The 15,627-nt window shown below is 65.9% G+C and carries 15 protein-coding genes; 6 read left to right on the top strand and 9 right to left on the bottom strand.

Annotation, left to right across the window (positions count from 1 at the left end; translation table 11 throughout):
- The first annotated feature begins 23 nt into the window (after window positions 1-23).
- The 3 genes from SPMU_RS14350 to SPMU_RS14340 all read left to right on the top strand — a co-directional run bounded on the left by SPMU_RS14350 (window position 24) and on the right by SPMU_RS14340 (window position 2,361).
- Window positions 24-1,100 (top strand): AI-2E family transporter, encoded by a 1,077-nt coding sequence (locus SPMU_RS14350; RefSeq protein ID WP_088334628.1) that lies wholly within the window; start codon window positions 24-26, stop codon window positions 1,098-1,100.
- 117 nt (window positions 1,101-1,217) lie between these two features.
- Window positions 1,218-1,916 carry a response regulator transcription factor CtrA gene (gene ctrA / locus SPMU_RS14345; protein ID WP_088334626.1) on the top strand — a complete coding sequence of 233 codons (699 nt, stop codon included), beginning with the start codon at window positions 1,218-1,220 and terminating at the stop codon, window positions 1,914-1,916.
- A 190-nt stretch (window positions 1,917-2,106) separates the two neighbouring features.
- Window positions 2,107-2,361, top strand: a complete 255-nt coding sequence (locus tag SPMU_RS14340) for a hypothetical protein (protein ID WP_088334624.1) — start codon at window positions 2,107-2,109, stop codon at window positions 2,359-2,361.
- 4 nt (window positions 2,362-2,365) lie between these two features.
- On the opposite strand, the gene SPMU_RS14335 is transcribed toward SPMU_RS14340, so the two are convergent.
- Window positions 2,366-3,547, bottom strand: coding sequence for a glycosyltransferase (locus tag SPMU_RS14335; RefSeq protein WP_088334623.1), 1,182 nt, complete (start codon window positions 3,545-3,547; stop codon window positions 2,366-2,368).
- 96 nt (window positions 3,548-3,643) lie between these two features.
- Between SPMU_RS14335 and SPMU_RS14330 the strand changes: the two genes are divergently transcribed.
- Window positions 3,644-4,603: a cation diffusion facilitator family transporter gene (locus tag SPMU_RS14330; RefSeq protein ID WP_088334620.1), complete on the top strand. Its 960-nt coding sequence runs from the start codon at window positions 3,644-3,646 to the stop codon at window positions 4,601-4,603.
- A gap of 76 nt (window positions 4,604-4,679) precedes the next feature.
- Here the strand turns inward: SPMU_RS14330 and SPMU_RS14325 are convergent, their stop codons facing one another.
- A complete protein-coding gene (locus SPMU_RS14325; RefSeq protein WP_088334618.1) occupies window positions 4,680-5,690 on the bottom strand; it encodes a polyprenyl synthetase family protein in 1,011 nt (336 codons plus the stop codon).
- 51 nt (window positions 5,691-5,741) lie between these two features.
- Here SPMU_RS14325 and SPMU_RS14320 point away from each other — a divergent pair, with 51 nt between their 5' ends.
- On the top strand, window positions 5,742-6,020 hold the full coding sequence (locus SPMU_RS14320; protein ID WP_088334616.1) for a chorismate mutase: 279 nt from the start codon (window positions 5,742-5,744) through the stop codon (window positions 6,018-6,020).
- Between the two features lie 45 nt (window positions 6,021-6,065).
- Here the strand turns inward: SPMU_RS14320 and SPMU_RS14315 are convergent, their stop codons facing one another.
- From SPMU_RS14315 to SPMU_RS14285, 7 genes are all read right to left on the bottom strand, one after another.
- Entirely contained in the window at window positions 6,066-6,857 is a 792-nt protein-coding gene (locus SPMU_RS14315) for an enoyl-CoA hydratase/isomerase family protein (protein ID WP_088334749.1), read from the bottom strand.
- 158 nt (window positions 6,858-7,015) lie between these two features.
- The gene (locus tag SPMU_RS14310; protein WP_088334614.1) at window positions 7,016-7,951 is read right to left on the bottom strand and encodes an NAD(P)H-dependent flavin oxidoreductase; all 936 of its coding nucleotides are present in this window, start codon (window positions 7,949-7,951) and stop codon (window positions 7,016-7,018) included.
- Window positions 7,952-8,020: 69 nt separating this feature from the next.
- A complete protein-coding gene (locus SPMU_RS14305; protein WP_088334612.1) occupies window positions 8,021-9,004 on the bottom strand; it encodes a DUF2891 domain-containing protein in 984 nt (327 codons plus the stop codon).
- Window positions 9,001-9,903, bottom strand: a complete 903-nt coding sequence (locus SPMU_RS14300) for a DUF979 domain-containing protein (RefSeq protein ID WP_088334610.1) — start codon at window positions 9,901-9,903, stop codon at window positions 9,001-9,003. The genes SPMU_RS14305 and SPMU_RS14300 overlap by 4 nt, the downstream gene beginning before the upstream one ends.
- A complete protein-coding gene (locus tag SPMU_RS14295; RefSeq protein ID WP_088334608.1) occupies window positions 9,900-10,541 on the bottom strand; it encodes a DUF969 domain-containing protein in 642 nt (213 codons plus the stop codon). Before SPMU_RS14295 ends, SPMU_RS14300 begins: the two co-directional genes overlap by 4 nt.
- Complete coding sequence (locus tag SPMU_RS14290; protein ID WP_088334605.1) at window positions 10,542-11,225, bottom strand: hypothetical protein; 684 nt, start codon at window positions 11,223-11,225, stop codon at window positions 10,542-10,544. It abuts the gene before it with no gap.
- Complete coding sequence (locus SPMU_RS14285) at window positions 11,222-12,745, bottom strand: fumarate hydratase (RefSeq protein ID WP_088334603.1); 1,524 nt, start codon at window positions 12,743-12,745, stop codon at window positions 11,222-11,224. The genes SPMU_RS14290 and SPMU_RS14285 overlap by 4 nt, the downstream gene beginning before the upstream one ends.
- A 187-nt stretch (window positions 12,746-12,932) precedes the next feature.
- Between SPMU_RS14285 and SPMU_RS14280 the strand changes: the two genes are divergently transcribed.
- Window positions 12,933-15,581, top strand: coding sequence for an EAL domain-containing protein (locus SPMU_RS14280; protein WP_088334601.1), 2,649 nt, complete (start codon window positions 12,933-12,935; stop codon window positions 15,579-15,581).
- The last annotated feature ends 46 nt before the right edge of the window (window positions 15,582-15,627 follow it).

The following is a 15,627-nucleotide window of genomic DNA, read 5'->3' as shown; positions in this document are numbered from 1 at the left end:
GGCTTTTGCCACGTTCATGGTCGATGAACCGGCTTTCCCCTGATGATGATGACGCCCGCTATATTCGCCGATTATTCCTGACCCTTGGTGTCGCGGCGCTTGCCGCGACGCTGTATTTCACGGGCAACCTGCTGATCCTCGCTTTTGGCTCGGTGCTCGGCGCGATCGTCATCCACGCCATTGCGGAGATTTTCGAAGAGCGCCTGCGCCTGCCTGCCAAGCCTGCACTCGGCGGTGCGATCATCTCCGTGCTCGCCATCATCATCTTCCTCGGATGGCTGTTCGGCGTCGAATTCCGCACGCAGGTCAACGTGCTTGTCACGCGCCTCCCCGGCATCTTGGCGGAGCTGGGCGCCCAGCTCTCATCCTCACCGGTAGGCGCCAAGGTGGTGAACGCGGTGCGCGCGGCCTTTGCCGGCAGCCGGGTTGCACAGGACATCGGCGGCATTGCGGAAGGCGCCGGGCAGTTCGTCCTCAACGCCCTGCTTGTTCTGGTCGGCGCAATTTTCTTTGCCGTCGATCCCAAGATCTATGAGCGTGGCTTTCTTCTGCTGATGCCGCCTTCCAAGCGGGCGGTGATGGAAGATGCGCTCCTCGACACCGCCTCCACGCTCCGGCTGTGGCTGCGTGCGCAGCTCATTCAGATGACGACGATGGGCGTCTTGGTCGGACTTGGCCTTTGGCTCGTCGGCGTGCCGTCAGCACCGGCGCTCGGGCTGTTGACGGGGCTAAGCGAGTTCATCCCGTATGTCGGCCCGCTCGCCGCGATGGTCCCCGCCCTCGGCCTCGCCGCCACGCAATCGCTTCATCATGTCCTGCTGACCGTCGCCGTCTTCGCCAGCGTGCGCATTGTGCAAACGAACTTCATCACGCCGTTTGTCACCAGCCGCGTCGTCGCCATTCCCCCCGCCATCACCTTATTCGCCATTCTTGCGATCGGCGCCGTATTCGGATTGTTCGGCCTGTTCTTTTCGGCTGCCATGTTAGTCGTGATCTACACCTTGGTACGCAGCCTCTATCTTCGCGACACACTTGGCGAAGATATCCCGCACGCTCGTCACCGGACCTTGTTCGATTCTGCTGGGTCGCCGCGCGAGTAATTTCTGATATACCGATTAAGCGTCTGTTTACCTTTTACGTTCACATGTGATTTGGTTAATGGATCGGTTGGGGCGTGACGGGGGTACCGAGCATGCTCGCAAACGGGAGGATGACGGATGCGCGTGCTGCTGATCGAGGATGAGCCGACGACCGCCAAGGCAATCGAATTGATGCTCTCGGCTGAGGGCTTCAACGTATATTCGACCGATCTTGGCGAAGAGGGTTTGGACCTCGGCAAGCTGTACGATTACGACATCATCCTGCTCGATTTGAACCTGCCGGACATGCACGGATATGAGGTGTTGAAGAAACTGCGCGTTGCGCGTGTTTCAACCCCCGTCTTGATCCTTTCCGGCGTGAACGAAATGGAATCGAAGGTTCGCTCCTTCGGCTTCGGCGCCGACGATTATGTCACCAAGCCGTTTCACCGCGAGGAACTGATCGCGCGCATCCAGGCAGTGGTTCGCCGCTCCAAGGGGCATTCGCAATCGGTGATCCGCACCGGCAAGCTGTCGGTCAACCTTGATGCCAAGACGGTGGAGGTGGACGGCGCCCGCGTTCACCTGACCGGCAAGGAGTATGCGATGCTGGAGCTGCTTTCGCTCCGCAAGGGCACGACGCTGACCAAGGAGATGTTCCTCAACCACCTGTATGGCGGGATGGACGAGCCGGAACTCAAGATCATCGACGTGTTCATCTGCAAGCTGCGCAAGAAGCTGAGCATGGCGTGCGATGGCGAGAATTACATCGAGACCGTCTGGGGCCGCGGCTACGTGCTGCGCGAACTGGACGAGGTGACCGCAAAGGTCGCCTGACAGGCTCCTCGTGTATTGAGGAGAGGGCCGCGGGTATCGGGGGGTTCCCGCGGCCTTTCCATTTCATGGCATGTCGCGGATTGCGACACAGGTGCCGCCTGCCGCTGATCCGGTGCAGCGACGATCCGTCGTTGTGACGCTTGGGTCAGGCCGTACCGCTGCCATCGCCTCCGAACAATGAGGGGGAAACATGACGAACATCGCTATCCTGATCGGCGCCGCCATTGTCGCGGTCGCCTCGGCACCGGTGTCGGCCACGCGTGAGCGGACCGATACACCCGCGATTAGCCCACGCTGTGACACGAAGTCTTGCGCCAGGCGCGTACCAGTCACGTGCATGATCAATGCTGCGAGCAGCAAAGCGGGCGCCTGCCAGCATTCCGCGCGCGACATGGAGGAACTGGGCCGGCAGCAGTTGGATCAACTGATCGCCGGCTTGAACTGAAGCCTCAAGGTTCCGGTTGGCGACTTACGACCAGCGCGTGGAGGTGCTCCCGTAGCGCCTGCGCGTTCGCCGGCCAGGTGAAGCTTGCCGCATGGCTGCGCGTCGCCTCGGCCGACGGCGGGGCGCGCAGCACGTCCGCGATCGCCGCTGCAAAGGCAGCCGCATCGCGCGGAACCACGCGCCCGGCCGCGGGCCCGGTTACGACTTCGTGCGCACCCCCGGCTGGCGTGATCACAACCGGCGTGCCGCAGGCCAGCGCCTCCATCCAGGCGTTCGCCAGTCCTTCGGATGCGGAGGCCAGCGCCATCACATCCGCTGCCGCGATCAATCGGGGCAGATCCTCGTGCGGCACGGCGCCCAGCAATCGCACCCGGTCCGCAAGTCCCAGGCGGGCTGCCGCCGCCTCGATGCGCCCGCGCGCCGGGCCCTCGCCGGCGATGATCAGCGACACGCCTGGCAGGCGTGCGACCGCTTCGACCACGATCTCATGTCCCTTCCGCTCGATCAGCGCGCCGACAGAAATCACCAAGGGGCCGCTGATGCCGAGCTGCTGCTTGGCCGCGGCGCGCGCGATCGGCGCGAAGCGGTCGAGATCAACGCCGGTGTGATGCACGCGAATGCGATCCGCAGGCAGGCCGATCCCGATCATGTCGTCTCGCATCGCCGACGAGACGGCCAGCAGCCCGTCAGCCTCCTGCCCCGCCCGCCGGACCTGCGCCGCCGTTGCGCCTTGGCGACCCCAGAAATGAATGTCGGCACCGCGCGCCTTGATCGACACCGGCACGCCATAACGGCGCCCGAGCGCAACGGCCGCGGGGCCGTCCGGGAAGAAGAACGACGCATCGATCACGTCGAATGCAAAGTCTCGGCGGATGGCGTCCAGAAGCGGAACCAGCGCCCGCGTCAGTGATGGAACATGCAAGCGCCCCTGCGTTCCTGGATACACCGTAAAGCGCGGCCGATCGATCGTCAGTCCCTTCCACGTCTCGGCACGCGGGAGCCCCGCGAGCTGACGAAAGCGCGGCAGCAGGCGCAACGGCCCGGGCGGCAGCCCGACCGGCGCCACGGCTCGCACGGCCACGTCGGGCTGCGCGGCAAGGCCCAGCGTCTGGCGCTCGACGAAGATGCCGAAATTGGGCCGTGTCGAATCGGGAAACAGGCTGGAAAGCGTGAGAACGCGGAGCATGGCCGTTCCTGTAGCCCGCTACCCGTTAAAGCGAAGATGCGATGGCGTCAGTCGGCGGTGATGGCGTTTTAATGCCCCCGCTGCTATTCATCAATCATGGCGCACGCGCATCACGGCCCCGGGCACCATCACGGCCACGAGCACCATCACGGCCATAGTCACGGCCATCACCATCACGCGGCGCCCGTTCGCTGGGACGGTGCCTTCGCGATCGGCATCACGCTCAACTTGGGCTATGTCATTGCGGAGGCCAGTGCCGGTTTGTGGACGGGCTCGGTGGCGCTTCTTGCCGACGCCGGCCATAATCTGTCGGATGTTCTCGGGCTCGCCGTCGCCTGGGCGGGCGCAGTGCTGGCGCGCACGCCACCTTCCAAGCGCTTCACTTATGGGCTGAAGGGATCGACGATCCTGGCGGCCCTCGCGAACGCCGTGCTGCTGCTCGTGGCCTTGGGCGTCATCGCGATCGAGGCAGCGCAGCGGTTGACCGAACCAGCGTCAGTGCCCGGCCTTACGGTGTCGGCCGTGGCGGCCGTAGGCATCCTTATCAACGGCATCACCGCCTGGCTGTTCGCGCGCGGCCGAAAGGGCGACGTGAACATCCGCGGCGCCTATCTTCACATGCTCGCCGATGCGGCCGTCTCCGCCGGGGTGGTCCTCGCCGGGCTGGGTATCTGGCTCACCGGCCTCGGCTGGATCGACCCTGTCGTCAGCCTGCTGATCGCCGCGCTGATCTTCTGGCAGACTTGGGCGCTATTGCGCGAGACGGTGGAAATGAGCCTCGCCGCGGTGCCTCGCGCCATTGACTATGATCGGGTCAGCGATGCCCTCGCCAGCCTCCCCGGCGTGGCGCACGTGCATGATCTTCACATCTGGCCGATGTCGACCACCGAACCCGTGCTTACCGCGCACTTGCTGATGCCGCAGGGGCATCCGGGCGACGGTTTCCTGCGCCAGGTGCAGCACATGCTCCACCATGATTTCGGCATCGGCCACGCCACGCTGCAGGTGGAAACCGGCCGGGAGAACTGCGTGCTGGAACCGGCAGACGCGGTTTGATCGAACGCCCGTGACGTCGCCGCAGCCGGCGGGAACTCTCCCGTCAGGCGCTACTTAGATCAGCAGCCTGCGAACCTCAGTAAACCCGCGCCACCGCAAATTCGACCGCTTCGATCATCGCATCCTTCGCCGGCCCGTCGGCAAAAGGCGCGACGGCGTCGATCGCCCGCTGTCCGTAATGCCGCGCCCGCGCGATCGTATCGTCCGCTGCATGCGTGGACCGCACCAGCTCGATGGCACGGGCGAAATCCGCGTCACTATCGCGCCGCCCCTCCACCGCGTCCTTCCAGAACTGCCGCTCTTCCTCGCTACCGCGCGCATAAGCGAGGATCACCGGCAGCGTCATCTTCCCCTCACGGAAATCATCACCGGCGTCCTTGCCCATGGTGCCCGCATCAGAGGTATAGTCGATCGCATCGTCGACCAGCTGGAAAGCGATGCCAAGGTTGCGGCCATAGGCATCGAGCGCCGCTTCCTCGCCCTCCGGACGATCGGCCACCACTGCGGCAATCCGGCACGCGGCGGCGAACAGCGCCGCGGTCTTCGCGTTGATGATCTCCAGATAGCGATCCTCGCCTAGGTCGACGCGCCGCGCGGCGGTCAGCTGGTTCACCTCGCCCTCCGCGATCACGGCGCTGGCGTTCGACAGGATCTTCAGCGCGCTGAGGCTGCCCGATTCCACCATCAGCTCGAACGAGCGGGAGAACAGGAAATCGCCCACCAGCACGCTTGCCGGATTGCCCCAGATGATGTTCGCGGTGCGCTTGCCCCGGCGCAGGTCCGATCCGTCGACCACGTCGTCGTGCAGCAGCGTCGCGGTGTGAATGAACTCCACCGCAGCAGCGAGGCCGTAATGCCGTTCGCCATCATATTGGAGCAGCCGCGCGCTCGCGAGCGTCAGCATCGGGCGCATCCGTTTTCCCCCACTGCCGATCAGATGATTGGCGAGTTCGGGAATCAGGGGGATCTGCGATTGCATGCGATCAACAATCGCGGCGTTGACCTGATTCATGTCGTCAGCGACGAGGTGAATCATCGGGTCAAGCGAAGGCTGATGGCCGGAAAGGCGTTGGACGGTGGCGCTCATCTACAACTGCCTCTACGGACGCAGGCGCTAGGCCGCAATGGGAGGGCGCGAATGGCGGACGAGGTGTTGAGGGGGTATCGCAAAAGCATCGACAACATCGATGCAGCCTTGGTCTGTCTTCTGGCTGAACGATTCAAGGTCACGCAGGCGGTCGGCCGATACAAGGCCGAAGCGGGCCTCCCGCCGGCCGATCCGGGCCGCGAGGATCAGCAAATCGGCCGGTTGCGCGCCTTGGCCGAGGAAGCGGAGCTCGACCCGGAGTTCAGCGAAAAATTCCTGCGCTTCATTATCGATGAGGTGATTCGCCACCATCAGCAGCTGCGCGGCTGAGCCGTCCTCCCCCTTTCCGCAGGGCAGAAAGGGGAACTGACACCATTATTTGCCGGTGAAATTGGCGGGCCGCTTCTCCAGAAAGCTCGCCATCCCTTCGCGGAAATCCTGGCTTTGAAACAGCGGCAGCAGCTGAAGATAGACATGCTGCACATGGGTATCGAAGGTTTCTTCCATGCCCATGCGCATCAGCCGCTTCGCCCCCTGCACCGCCATTGGCGCATTGGCGGCGATCTCCAGCGCGATTTCCCGCGCACGTGCCGCGACCTGATCCGCCGGCACGACTTCGTTGACCAGCCCTTCCTTCAGGCAATCCGCGGCGCTGAGCGTCCGCCCGGTGAAGATGATCTCGGCTGCCTTGGCCCAGCCCAGCATGCGCGGCAGAAACCAGGTGCCGCCCGATTCGGGTAGGATCCCGCGCTTCACGAACGCCGCGGCGAGCTTCGCCTCCGCCGCCATCACCCGGATGTCGCACCCCAGCGCCATGTCCATGCCATAACCGGCCGCGGAGCCGTTGAGCGCCGCGATCACCGGCTTGTCGAGCGCGTGAAGCACCGTCGGCGGCGTGTTGCGCAGGTCGATCGTCGCGCCGAAGGTCGCAGAGGAGGAGCCGATCCCGTCGCCTTTCTGTGCGGCGTTCAGGTCGAGCCCGGCGCAAAAGGCGCGCCCAGTGCCCGTCAGCACGATTACCCGCGCTTCGCGATCCTCGCCCGCGCGCACCAGCAGGCGGGTCAACTCATCGAGCATCGGACCGGAGATGGTGTTCATCCGCTCCGGCCGGTTTAGCGTCAGCGTCGCGATGCCTTCAGACACCTCGTAGGTAACGTCCTCGCTCATCATTCCCTCTCCCATTCATCGTCATTCTGAAGCCGATCGAGACGCAAGGCCGTGGCGGCGTTCCGCTCCCGGCGAACTCAGCGACGCAGCGGCCTGGACGCCGGCACAAACCCGCCATGACACACGATCTTTCGCATCGCTGGCGGACTAATGCGGCATCAAGCCGCGCGCGCCATCCGCGCGACGGTGGCTTCATATTCCGCCATCGTCTCATCGAAGATTTGCGCCACTGGCTTCACCTCACGAATGCGCCCGGCAACCTGCCCGGTGAGCGCGATGCCCGCCTCCAGATCCCCACCGAAATACACCGCCTGCGTATCGGCGAACTCACCAAAGATGTTCGCCGTACCGTCCTTTTCGATTCGCGTGGTCCGGTCGGTACGCAGCGCGCGAAGCGCCGGCCCTGGGCCGCTGCGGTTGAGGAACACCGTATCGGTCGCATCCGCCTCGACGATCGCGCGCTTCCAATTGTCATGCACCGGGCATTCGGCCGAGGAGAGAATTCGTGTCCCCATCAGCACGCCCTCCGCGCCCAGCGCGAACGCCGCCGCCATCGTCCGCCCGTCCATGATCCCGCCCGCGGCGACGACTGGGACGTCGACCGCCTCCACCACCTGCGGCACCAGCACCATGGTCGACACGTCCTTGGGGTTCTTGAAGCCCCCGCCCTCGCCACCCTCGACGATCAGGCCGTCGACGCCGGCCTCCACCGCCCGCAGCGCGCCGGCAAGGCTGGGCACGACATGGAAGACGGTGAGCCCCGCCTCCTTCAGCATGCCGGTATATTTCATCGGGTCACCGGCCGAGGTGGTGACGAAGCGGATGCCCTGATCGATCACGAACTGGATGATGCCCGGATCGCGCACGAACGCCTGGGCGACGTTCACCCCGAACGGCTTGTCGGTCAGCTGCCGCATCTTGAGGATCTCGTCGCGCACCGCGTCGAGTTCACCCGACGATGTCTCGATGATCCCCATGCCGCCGGCGTTCGACACGGCCGACGACAAATGCGACCGCGCGATCCAGCCCATCGCCGCCTGGATGATCGGCTTTTCGATCCCAAGCATCTCGGTGACGCGCGTCTTCAGCGCCATTCGCCCTCTCCCGATTCCCTTGATTTGAAGATCGGGTTCGCACGGCAAGCGCCTTGGCGCCAGTCCCTTTCAAACAGTGAGTGCGAGAAGCGCGAAGGTCGCCAGCCAGTGCGTACCCATGTAATCGTCCGCCAGATGCGGCAGGCTGGCGGCGAGGTGATCATCCGCCGCGGCGCGTGCGACCGGCGCCAGCGGACTATGCGGCAACGCGGCAGCGATCGTGCGCCAGCACCACGCCCGGCTGAGGTTCAGCCCGTCGAGATGTGCGATCTTGCCATCGCTGCGATCGGACACGATGGCCGGGGTGAACAGCGTCTGCGGCTTGCCTTGCACCGCCTGCGGCAGGAACGCGTCGAACCATGCCGCGAAGCCATCGCCGAGCACTCGGCTCATCAGCAGCGCCTCGCACAGCGCGGAGGACAGGAACTCGTCACCGCCCGGCTCCCATGCCTGACAGCCGCGATCCTCGCGGAACCAGTCGCGGGCGCGCGCGTCGATCAGCGTCACCAGCGCTGGATCATGATCTAGCGCCCAGTCACGTGCCAACGTCAGCGCGAAAGCGGTGTTGTAGTGGGTGCCGACGCGAATCGGATAGGTGAGCTTGGGCAAATGCTGGTGGAAGCGCTCGGCAAAGGCGCGCGCGAGTGGCTCCAGCGCCGCGCCCCAGGCCGCGTCATGGCGCATCGCTTCGGCATGCAGCGCCAGCGCCCAGGCCCAGCCGTACGGCCGTTCGAACCCGGCTGCGTAGGGCCGCGTGAGCACCGCCAGCTCGCCGGCGACTTTCTCCGGCACCAGCATCTCGTTGGCGCGGCCGCCAATCTCCGCAGCCTCGGGCAGATCGGGGAACAGCCGCGCGATCGTCAGTAGCTGCCACCAGCCATGGACGCAGCTGTGCCAATCGAAGCTGCCGTGGAAGATCGGGTGGATCTCATGCGGCTCGCGCAGATCCTCCGGCCCGGTCAGCACCTGATCGAGCTTGAAGGGATAACGCTGCCCGACATGGCCCAGCGTGAGCCGGGCGAAGCCGGCGGCGACATCGGGCGTCAGGGTCATGCAACGATCCACCACAACAAAAGCACATTGAACACGAGCAGCGGCAGCGCCGTCGGCACCTGCGCACGGATCACGCCGTTGCGATCCTTCAGCTCAAGAAGCGCGGCAGGGACGAGATTGAAGTTCGCCGCCATCGGCGTCATCAACGTGCCGCAGAAGCCCGCCAGCATCCCGACCGCCGCCACCGGCGCGGGATCCGCGCCATAGGTCTGTACCAGCAGCGGGATGCCGACCGCCGCCGCCATCACCGGGAACGCGGCAAAGGCATTGCCCATCACCATCGTGAACAGCGCCATGCCGAGCCCGAAGGCCAGCACCGCGCCAAGCACGCTGCCGGTGGGGATGGCGACGCCGACCAGCCGGCCGACCACCTCGCCGACGCCCGCCAGCGCGAACACCGCGCCGAGGCTCGCCAGCATCTGCGGCAGCACGGCGGCCCAGCCAATATCGTCCATCAAGCCGCGGCCAGCACGGAACGGCTCGGCCGGTGCCGGCCGCAGCCAGACGTAACAAAGCACGAGCGCCAGGAGCACGCCCGCCGTCAGCGCCACCAGCGTCGCCTGCTTGCCGTCGAACACAGTTGGGAATTGCTTGAACACGAAGGTGCCGATCAGTGCGGTTGCCGGGATCACCAGCGCGGGCACGAACACCATCGCGCCGCGCGCTGTGGGCTCGCCCGCCGGCACGCGCCGCTTCATTCGCCCGCTCGCCGCGATCGCCACCAGCGCGAGGACCAGCACGCCATTGCCGATGTCCCCCAGCCAATCGCCGGCAAGGAAGCTCGTCGCGACCAGCCCGTAGAAACCGGTGTTGGCCCAGCGCCGCTCCGTGAAAGACAGGATCGCGAAGGCGAGGAACGTTATCCCCGCGACGAGATAAACGAAATTCAGCCCGATCATGCGCGGCGGGCCTTGCGATCGAGCCGCCACAGCCGCGTCCCGTGGATCGCAAAGGCGGCGATCGCGGTGGGGATCGCCCAGACCGACATGTGCAGCGGCTCGACGAAGATGCCGTAGCCCTCCAGCACGCCCTTCATCAGCAGGATCGATCCGATCGCGATGAAGATATCCTCGCCGAAGAACAGCCCGATGTTGTCGGTGGCCGCAGCCATCGCCTTCACCTTTTCGGGATCATGCGCCTCCCCCGCCGCAGCCTCCGCCATCGGCGCGATCAGCGGGCGGACGGTCTGCGCCGGCCCCGCGACGGAGGTGAGGCCAAGCGCGGCGGTGATCTGGCGGAACGCGAGATAGGCCATCAGCAGCCGCCCGGTCGTCAGCCCCTTCAGCCCGCCGACGAGCGAGCGCGCCCGCGCCTGTAACCCGTTGCGCTCCAGCAGCCCAATCACCGGAAGCACGATATAGATGGCGGTGACGTAGCGCGTGTCGTTGAACGCCTTGCCGAACGCGGCGAGAATGGCGAGCGGATCGATCCCGGCGGCGAGCCCGGTGACGAGCGCGGAGGCGGCGATCACCAGCATCGGGTTGAAGCGCAGCAAGAAGCCAAGCGCGATGATCGCGATGCCGGCAAGGACGAGCATCTATTGCGCCATTAATCGATCGACCGAACCGCCGTTGCGCGCGAGGATCGCGGCAACCCGGCGGCGGCCCGCATAATAGATCAGCACGCCGGCATCCGGATAGCGCGCGCGGATCTGTGCCTCGTCCACCGCGCCGCCGATGCTCGTCTCTCCTGCAACGTGATCGGCATAGCCCTCGCGCTTCCAGGCCGGCAACCGAGCCAGCGCGATCTCACCGTAACGTCGCGCGGTCAGCACATGCACCATTTCGTGCGCGATTGTTCCGGAGAGCGTGCGCGTGCCGCCAATCCCTGCCCCATTCGTCACCCGATCTGCCGCCACGTCGGTGTGGTTGAACAGCAGCACGTGCGCGAACGGGCGCCGCAGCGCGACCGCCCCGGCGTGCCCCGCCGCCATGACGCGCCAGCGCCATCCGCCGTTGGTAAGCACCAGCGTCCGCGGCAGCGAAGGATCGTCCAGCGGACATTGTGCCAGCAACGCGTCGGCGCGCGCGAGCCGCTGCGCGATCACTGCAGGGATCGGCCGGTCGGCATAGATCGTTGTCCGGCCGATCTGCATCTGGTGCGGAAAGGCCAGCGCAGCGGGAACGTAGGTCAGCACCGCCGCAGTCGCTCCGCTGGCGGCGAGCGCCTCAAGGCTACGCCGCCCGAACGCTCGCTGGATCAGGCGCCCTGCATGCGTCACGCCGGCTGGAGCAGGCCTTCCCTGGCGATCTTCTCGCGCCAGACGAGCGGGGCGAGCTGGTGGACGTTGTTGCCTTCGCTGTCGACCGCGACGGTGACCGGGAAGTCCTCCACCTCGAACTCGTAGATCGCTTCCATGCCGAGATCCTCGAAGCCGACGACCTTGGATCCCTTGATCGCGCGCGCGACGAGATAGGCCGCACCACCGACCGCCATCAGATAGGCGCTCTTGGCGTCCTTGATCGCATCGGTCGCCGCCGGCCCGCGCTCGGCCTTGCCGACCATCGCGAGCAGACCCTGATCGAGCATCATGCGGGTGAACTTGTCCATCCGCGTCGCCGTGGTGGGGCCGGCCGGGCCGACCACTTCCTCGCCGACCGGATCGACCGGACCGACATAATAGATCACGCGGCCCTTGAACTCGACCGGCAGCTCCTCGCCGGCATCAAGCATGTCCTTGATCCGCTTGTGCGCGGCGTCACGCCCGGTCAGCATCTTGCCGTTCAGCAGCAGGCGATCGCCCTGCTTCCACGAGCGGACCATCTCCGGCGTCAGCGTGTCGAGGTCGACGCGGATCGCGGCCTTGTCTGGCGTCCAGTTGACCTTCGGCCACTCATCGAGCTTCGGCGTCTCGAGATACGCCGGGCCGCTGCCGTCGAGCGTGAAATGCGCGTGGCGGGTGGCGGCGCAGTTCGGGATCATCGCCACCGGCTTGCCCGCGGCATGGCAGGGCGCATCGAGGATCTTGACGTCGAGAATGGTCGACAGCCCGCCCAGGCCCTGTGCGCCGATGCCGAGCGCATTGACCTTGTCGAAGATCTCGATGCGCAGCGCCTCGATATCGTTCTTCGGGCCGCGCGCCTTCAGCGGACCCATGTCGATCGGCTCCATCAGCGCCTTCTTGGCGAGCAGCACGCAATGCTCCGCCGTGCCGCCGATGCCGATGCCGAGCATCCCCGGCGGGCACCAGCCGGCGCCCATCTGCGGCAGCATTTCCAGCACCCAGTCGACGATCGAGTCGCTCGGGTTCATCATCTTGAACTTGGACTTGTTCTCGCTGCCGCCGCCCTTGGCGGCGACATCGACCGACACTTTGCTGCCCGGCACCATCTCGACATGGAGCACGCAAGGCGTGTTGTCCTTGGTGTTGCGGCGGGTGAAGGCGGGATCGGCGAGGACCGAGGCGCGCAGCTTGTTCTCCGGGTGGAGATAGGCGCGCCGGACGCCTTCATCGACGATTTCCTGCATCGAGCGATTGGTGTCGTCGATGCGGCAGTCCATGCCCCATTTGACGAACACGTTGACGATGCCGGTGTCCTGGCAGATCGGCCGGTGGCCTTCCGCGCACATCCGGCTGTTGGTCAGGATCTGCGCGATCGCGTCCTTCGCGGCCGGGCCCTGCTCCGCCTCATAGGCGTCGCCAAGCGCGCGGATGTAATCCATCGGGTGATAGTAACTGATGAACTGGAGCGCATCGGCAACGCTCTCGATCAGGTCTGCGGCGCGGATCGTCGTGGTCATGAGGCGCTGCACTATGGCGCGCCCGCGGCGAGTGCAACTGGTCTGCGCGCCTGTTGCGATCCTCCCGTGCCGGCGCGCACCGCATGGCTCTTGGCAGCCCTGCCGCGCCCGTCACAGCCAACTCAGGTTTGACGAAAGATGCTCAGTCATAAACACTTTGCCAATCCTCTTTGGGTAGCCGGTGTGCATGGGATCCGTTCGCCGTACCATGATTGCCGCGCCAGAGCGTTCCGCCCGCCTCGTTGAGGCGCTGGGATTGGTCGCCTGCGATGACGATGCTCAGTGCGACGCCAGCACGGCGCGGCTGAAAGAAACTGCCACGCTGTGGCCGGTCGTGCTGTCGGTGCTTCTCGTAACGTCGCTGGGAACGGCGGGCACATTGGCGCTCTGGCACGAGCCGGTCGGGCTCGCCACCGCGCTTGGCGTCGCCATGACCGGGCTCGGCCTCGCGGCTTGGGCCGTGCTCGCACTTCCCGCCGCGCAGGACATGGCGCCACATCAGCGCATCCTTTCGCTTGCGGGGCTCGCCGCAGCGCTGGGCATCGTACTGTCGCTTCAGCTCGATCTCTCGCCGACGCTTCCCACTGGCCCGCTGCGGGTCACCGGCTTCGTTCTCGGCTTCGGCAGCATCGTGCTGACCGCCATTGCGCTTCACCCGGTGCGCGCGGCCTCGCTTGTCTTCGCGGTGTCGCTGGCGCTGATGGTGCCTTTCGCCGGGGGCACCGGCCTCGCCGCCGCCGCAGCGCTGCTGCTGGCCGCGCTCCTGGTCGCCGGCGTTTGCCGCATCGCGATGCGGGATCAGCAACGGCTCGGCGCCCAGGAAGACCAAGAGCGTGAGCGGCAGCTCGCGACCCGGCTGGTGCGGGAATATGAAAGCCATGGCACCGGCTGGTTCTGGCAAACCGATCGCGCGGGTTGCCTCAACTATGTCAGCGCCAAGGTCGCGCGGGAGCTTGCCGCGCTGGGCACCGCGCCCATGGGGCAGCGGCTGGTGGATGTGTTCCGCGTCGATTCCAGCATGGCGGAAACCGAACGGACGCTGACATTCCACCTGTCATCGCGCACCAGCTTCTCCGATTATTCGGTTCGCCCCGCGTTTGAAACGGCCGCCGATCGCTGGTGGTCGATCTCCGGTCGGCCGATGCTGGACGATCTTGGCCGTTTTCAGGGCTTCATCGGCTTCGGCTCCGATCTGACGGAGAAGCGCCGGTCGGAGGCGGAAATCACGCGCCTTGCCCTGTTCGACAGCCTCACCGGGCTCGCCAACCGCCAACGGCTGCGCTTGTCGCTCGATCAGGCACTCTCGACCGCCCAGGGGCCGCACACCACCACTGCCTTGTTCCTGCTCGATCTCGATCGGTTCAAGGTGGTGAACGATACGCTCGGGCATCAGTGCGGCGACGAACTGCTCAAGCAAGTCGCCCAGCGGCTGCAGCGAACCGTCGGCGATGCCGGGCTGGTCGGCCGGCTGGGCGGCGACGAGTTTCAGGTCGTCCTCCCGCGTGAGGGCAATCGCGAACAGCTCGGCACGCTGGCGCAGCAGATCATCACCGCTTTGTCCCAGCCGTTCTTCATTGCAGGCTCCTCGCTGTCGATCGGCTGCTCGGTCGGCATCGCGATCGCGCCCGAACACGGCCATGACAGCGAAACGCTGATCCGCAACGCGGACTTGGCGCTATATGCGGCCAAGGCCGACGGCCGCGGCGTTTCCCGTTTCTTCCGCGAGGAGATGCTGGCCGGCGCGCAAAAGCGCAAGCGGCTGGAAGACGATCTGCGGAGTGCCCTAGGCGACGACGAATTCCACCTCGTCTATCAGCCGGTGGTATCCACCCGTGATCAGCGCATCGTCGGCTATGAGGCGCTGCTGCGCTGGGAACACCCGACCCGCGGCGCGGTCAGCCCGGCCGATTTCATCCCCGTTGCCGAGGAATGCGGGATGATCGAGGCGATCGGCGAGTGGGTGCTGCGCACCGCCTGCGCGGAAGCGGCAAATTGGCCGGCGAACGTGCGGATCGCGGTCAACGTCTCGGCGATCCAGTTCGCCAACCCGGCACTGCCCGCTATCGTCACCAGCGCCCTCGCCACGTCCGGGATCGGCGCCGACCGGCTGGAGCTGGAGATCACCGAAAGCGTGTTCGTCAACGACGACGCTTCGTCCAACCAGATGTTCAAGACGCTGAAGGGCATCGGCGTGCGGCTGGCGCTGGACGATTTCGGCACCGGCTATTCCTCGTTAGGCTATCTGCGCAAGGCGCCGTTCGACAAGATCAAGATCGACCAGAGCTTCGTGCGCGGCGCGATCCAGGCGGGCAATCGCAACGCTGCGATCATCAAGGCGATCGTCACCCTGGCCGACACGCTGGGCATGGAAACCACCGCGGAAGGGGTGGAGCAGCAGGACGAGATCAAGCTGATCAGCGATCTTGGCTGCAGCCACATCCAGGGCTTCGTTTATGGCCGCCCGGCCCGCGCCGCGGATGTACGCGCGCAGCTCGACAGCGGCGGCAGCGGCGCTGGCGGCGCAACGCCGGTCGGCCATCGCGTCAGCCGGGCGAATCGCGCCACCGTGCTGCGCTCGGCCCGTCTGGAGATCGGCGGCGAGACCGGCGAGGTGCGCATCCGCAATCTCTCCGCCACCGGCGTGATGATCGACGGGGTGGACTTCCCCGAAGAGGCAGTCGGCGTGGAAGTCCGCATCGAGTTGGTGGAAAACGAGCTGTTCCCGGCCACCATTCGCTGGATTTCGGAAGGACGGGCGGGACTGGAATTCACCCGCCACTTCGACATGGAGCGGCTGTCGCAGGCGCCCTCACGCGTCATCCGCCGCGCGAGCTGAGGCTTCGCCCGGCTGCACCGTACCCTTCGCTAAGCCGTGCCTGCGC

Origin of the sequence: Sphingomonas mucosissima, assembly GCF_002197665.1 — a bacterium.
Classification (GTDB): Bacteria; Pseudomonadota; Alphaproteobacteria; order Sphingomonadales; family Sphingomonadaceae; genus Sphingomonas; species Sphingomonas mucosissima.
The sequence above is the reverse complement of the archived record's forward strand: the minus strand, read 5'-3'. Positions and strand labels throughout refer to the sequence as shown.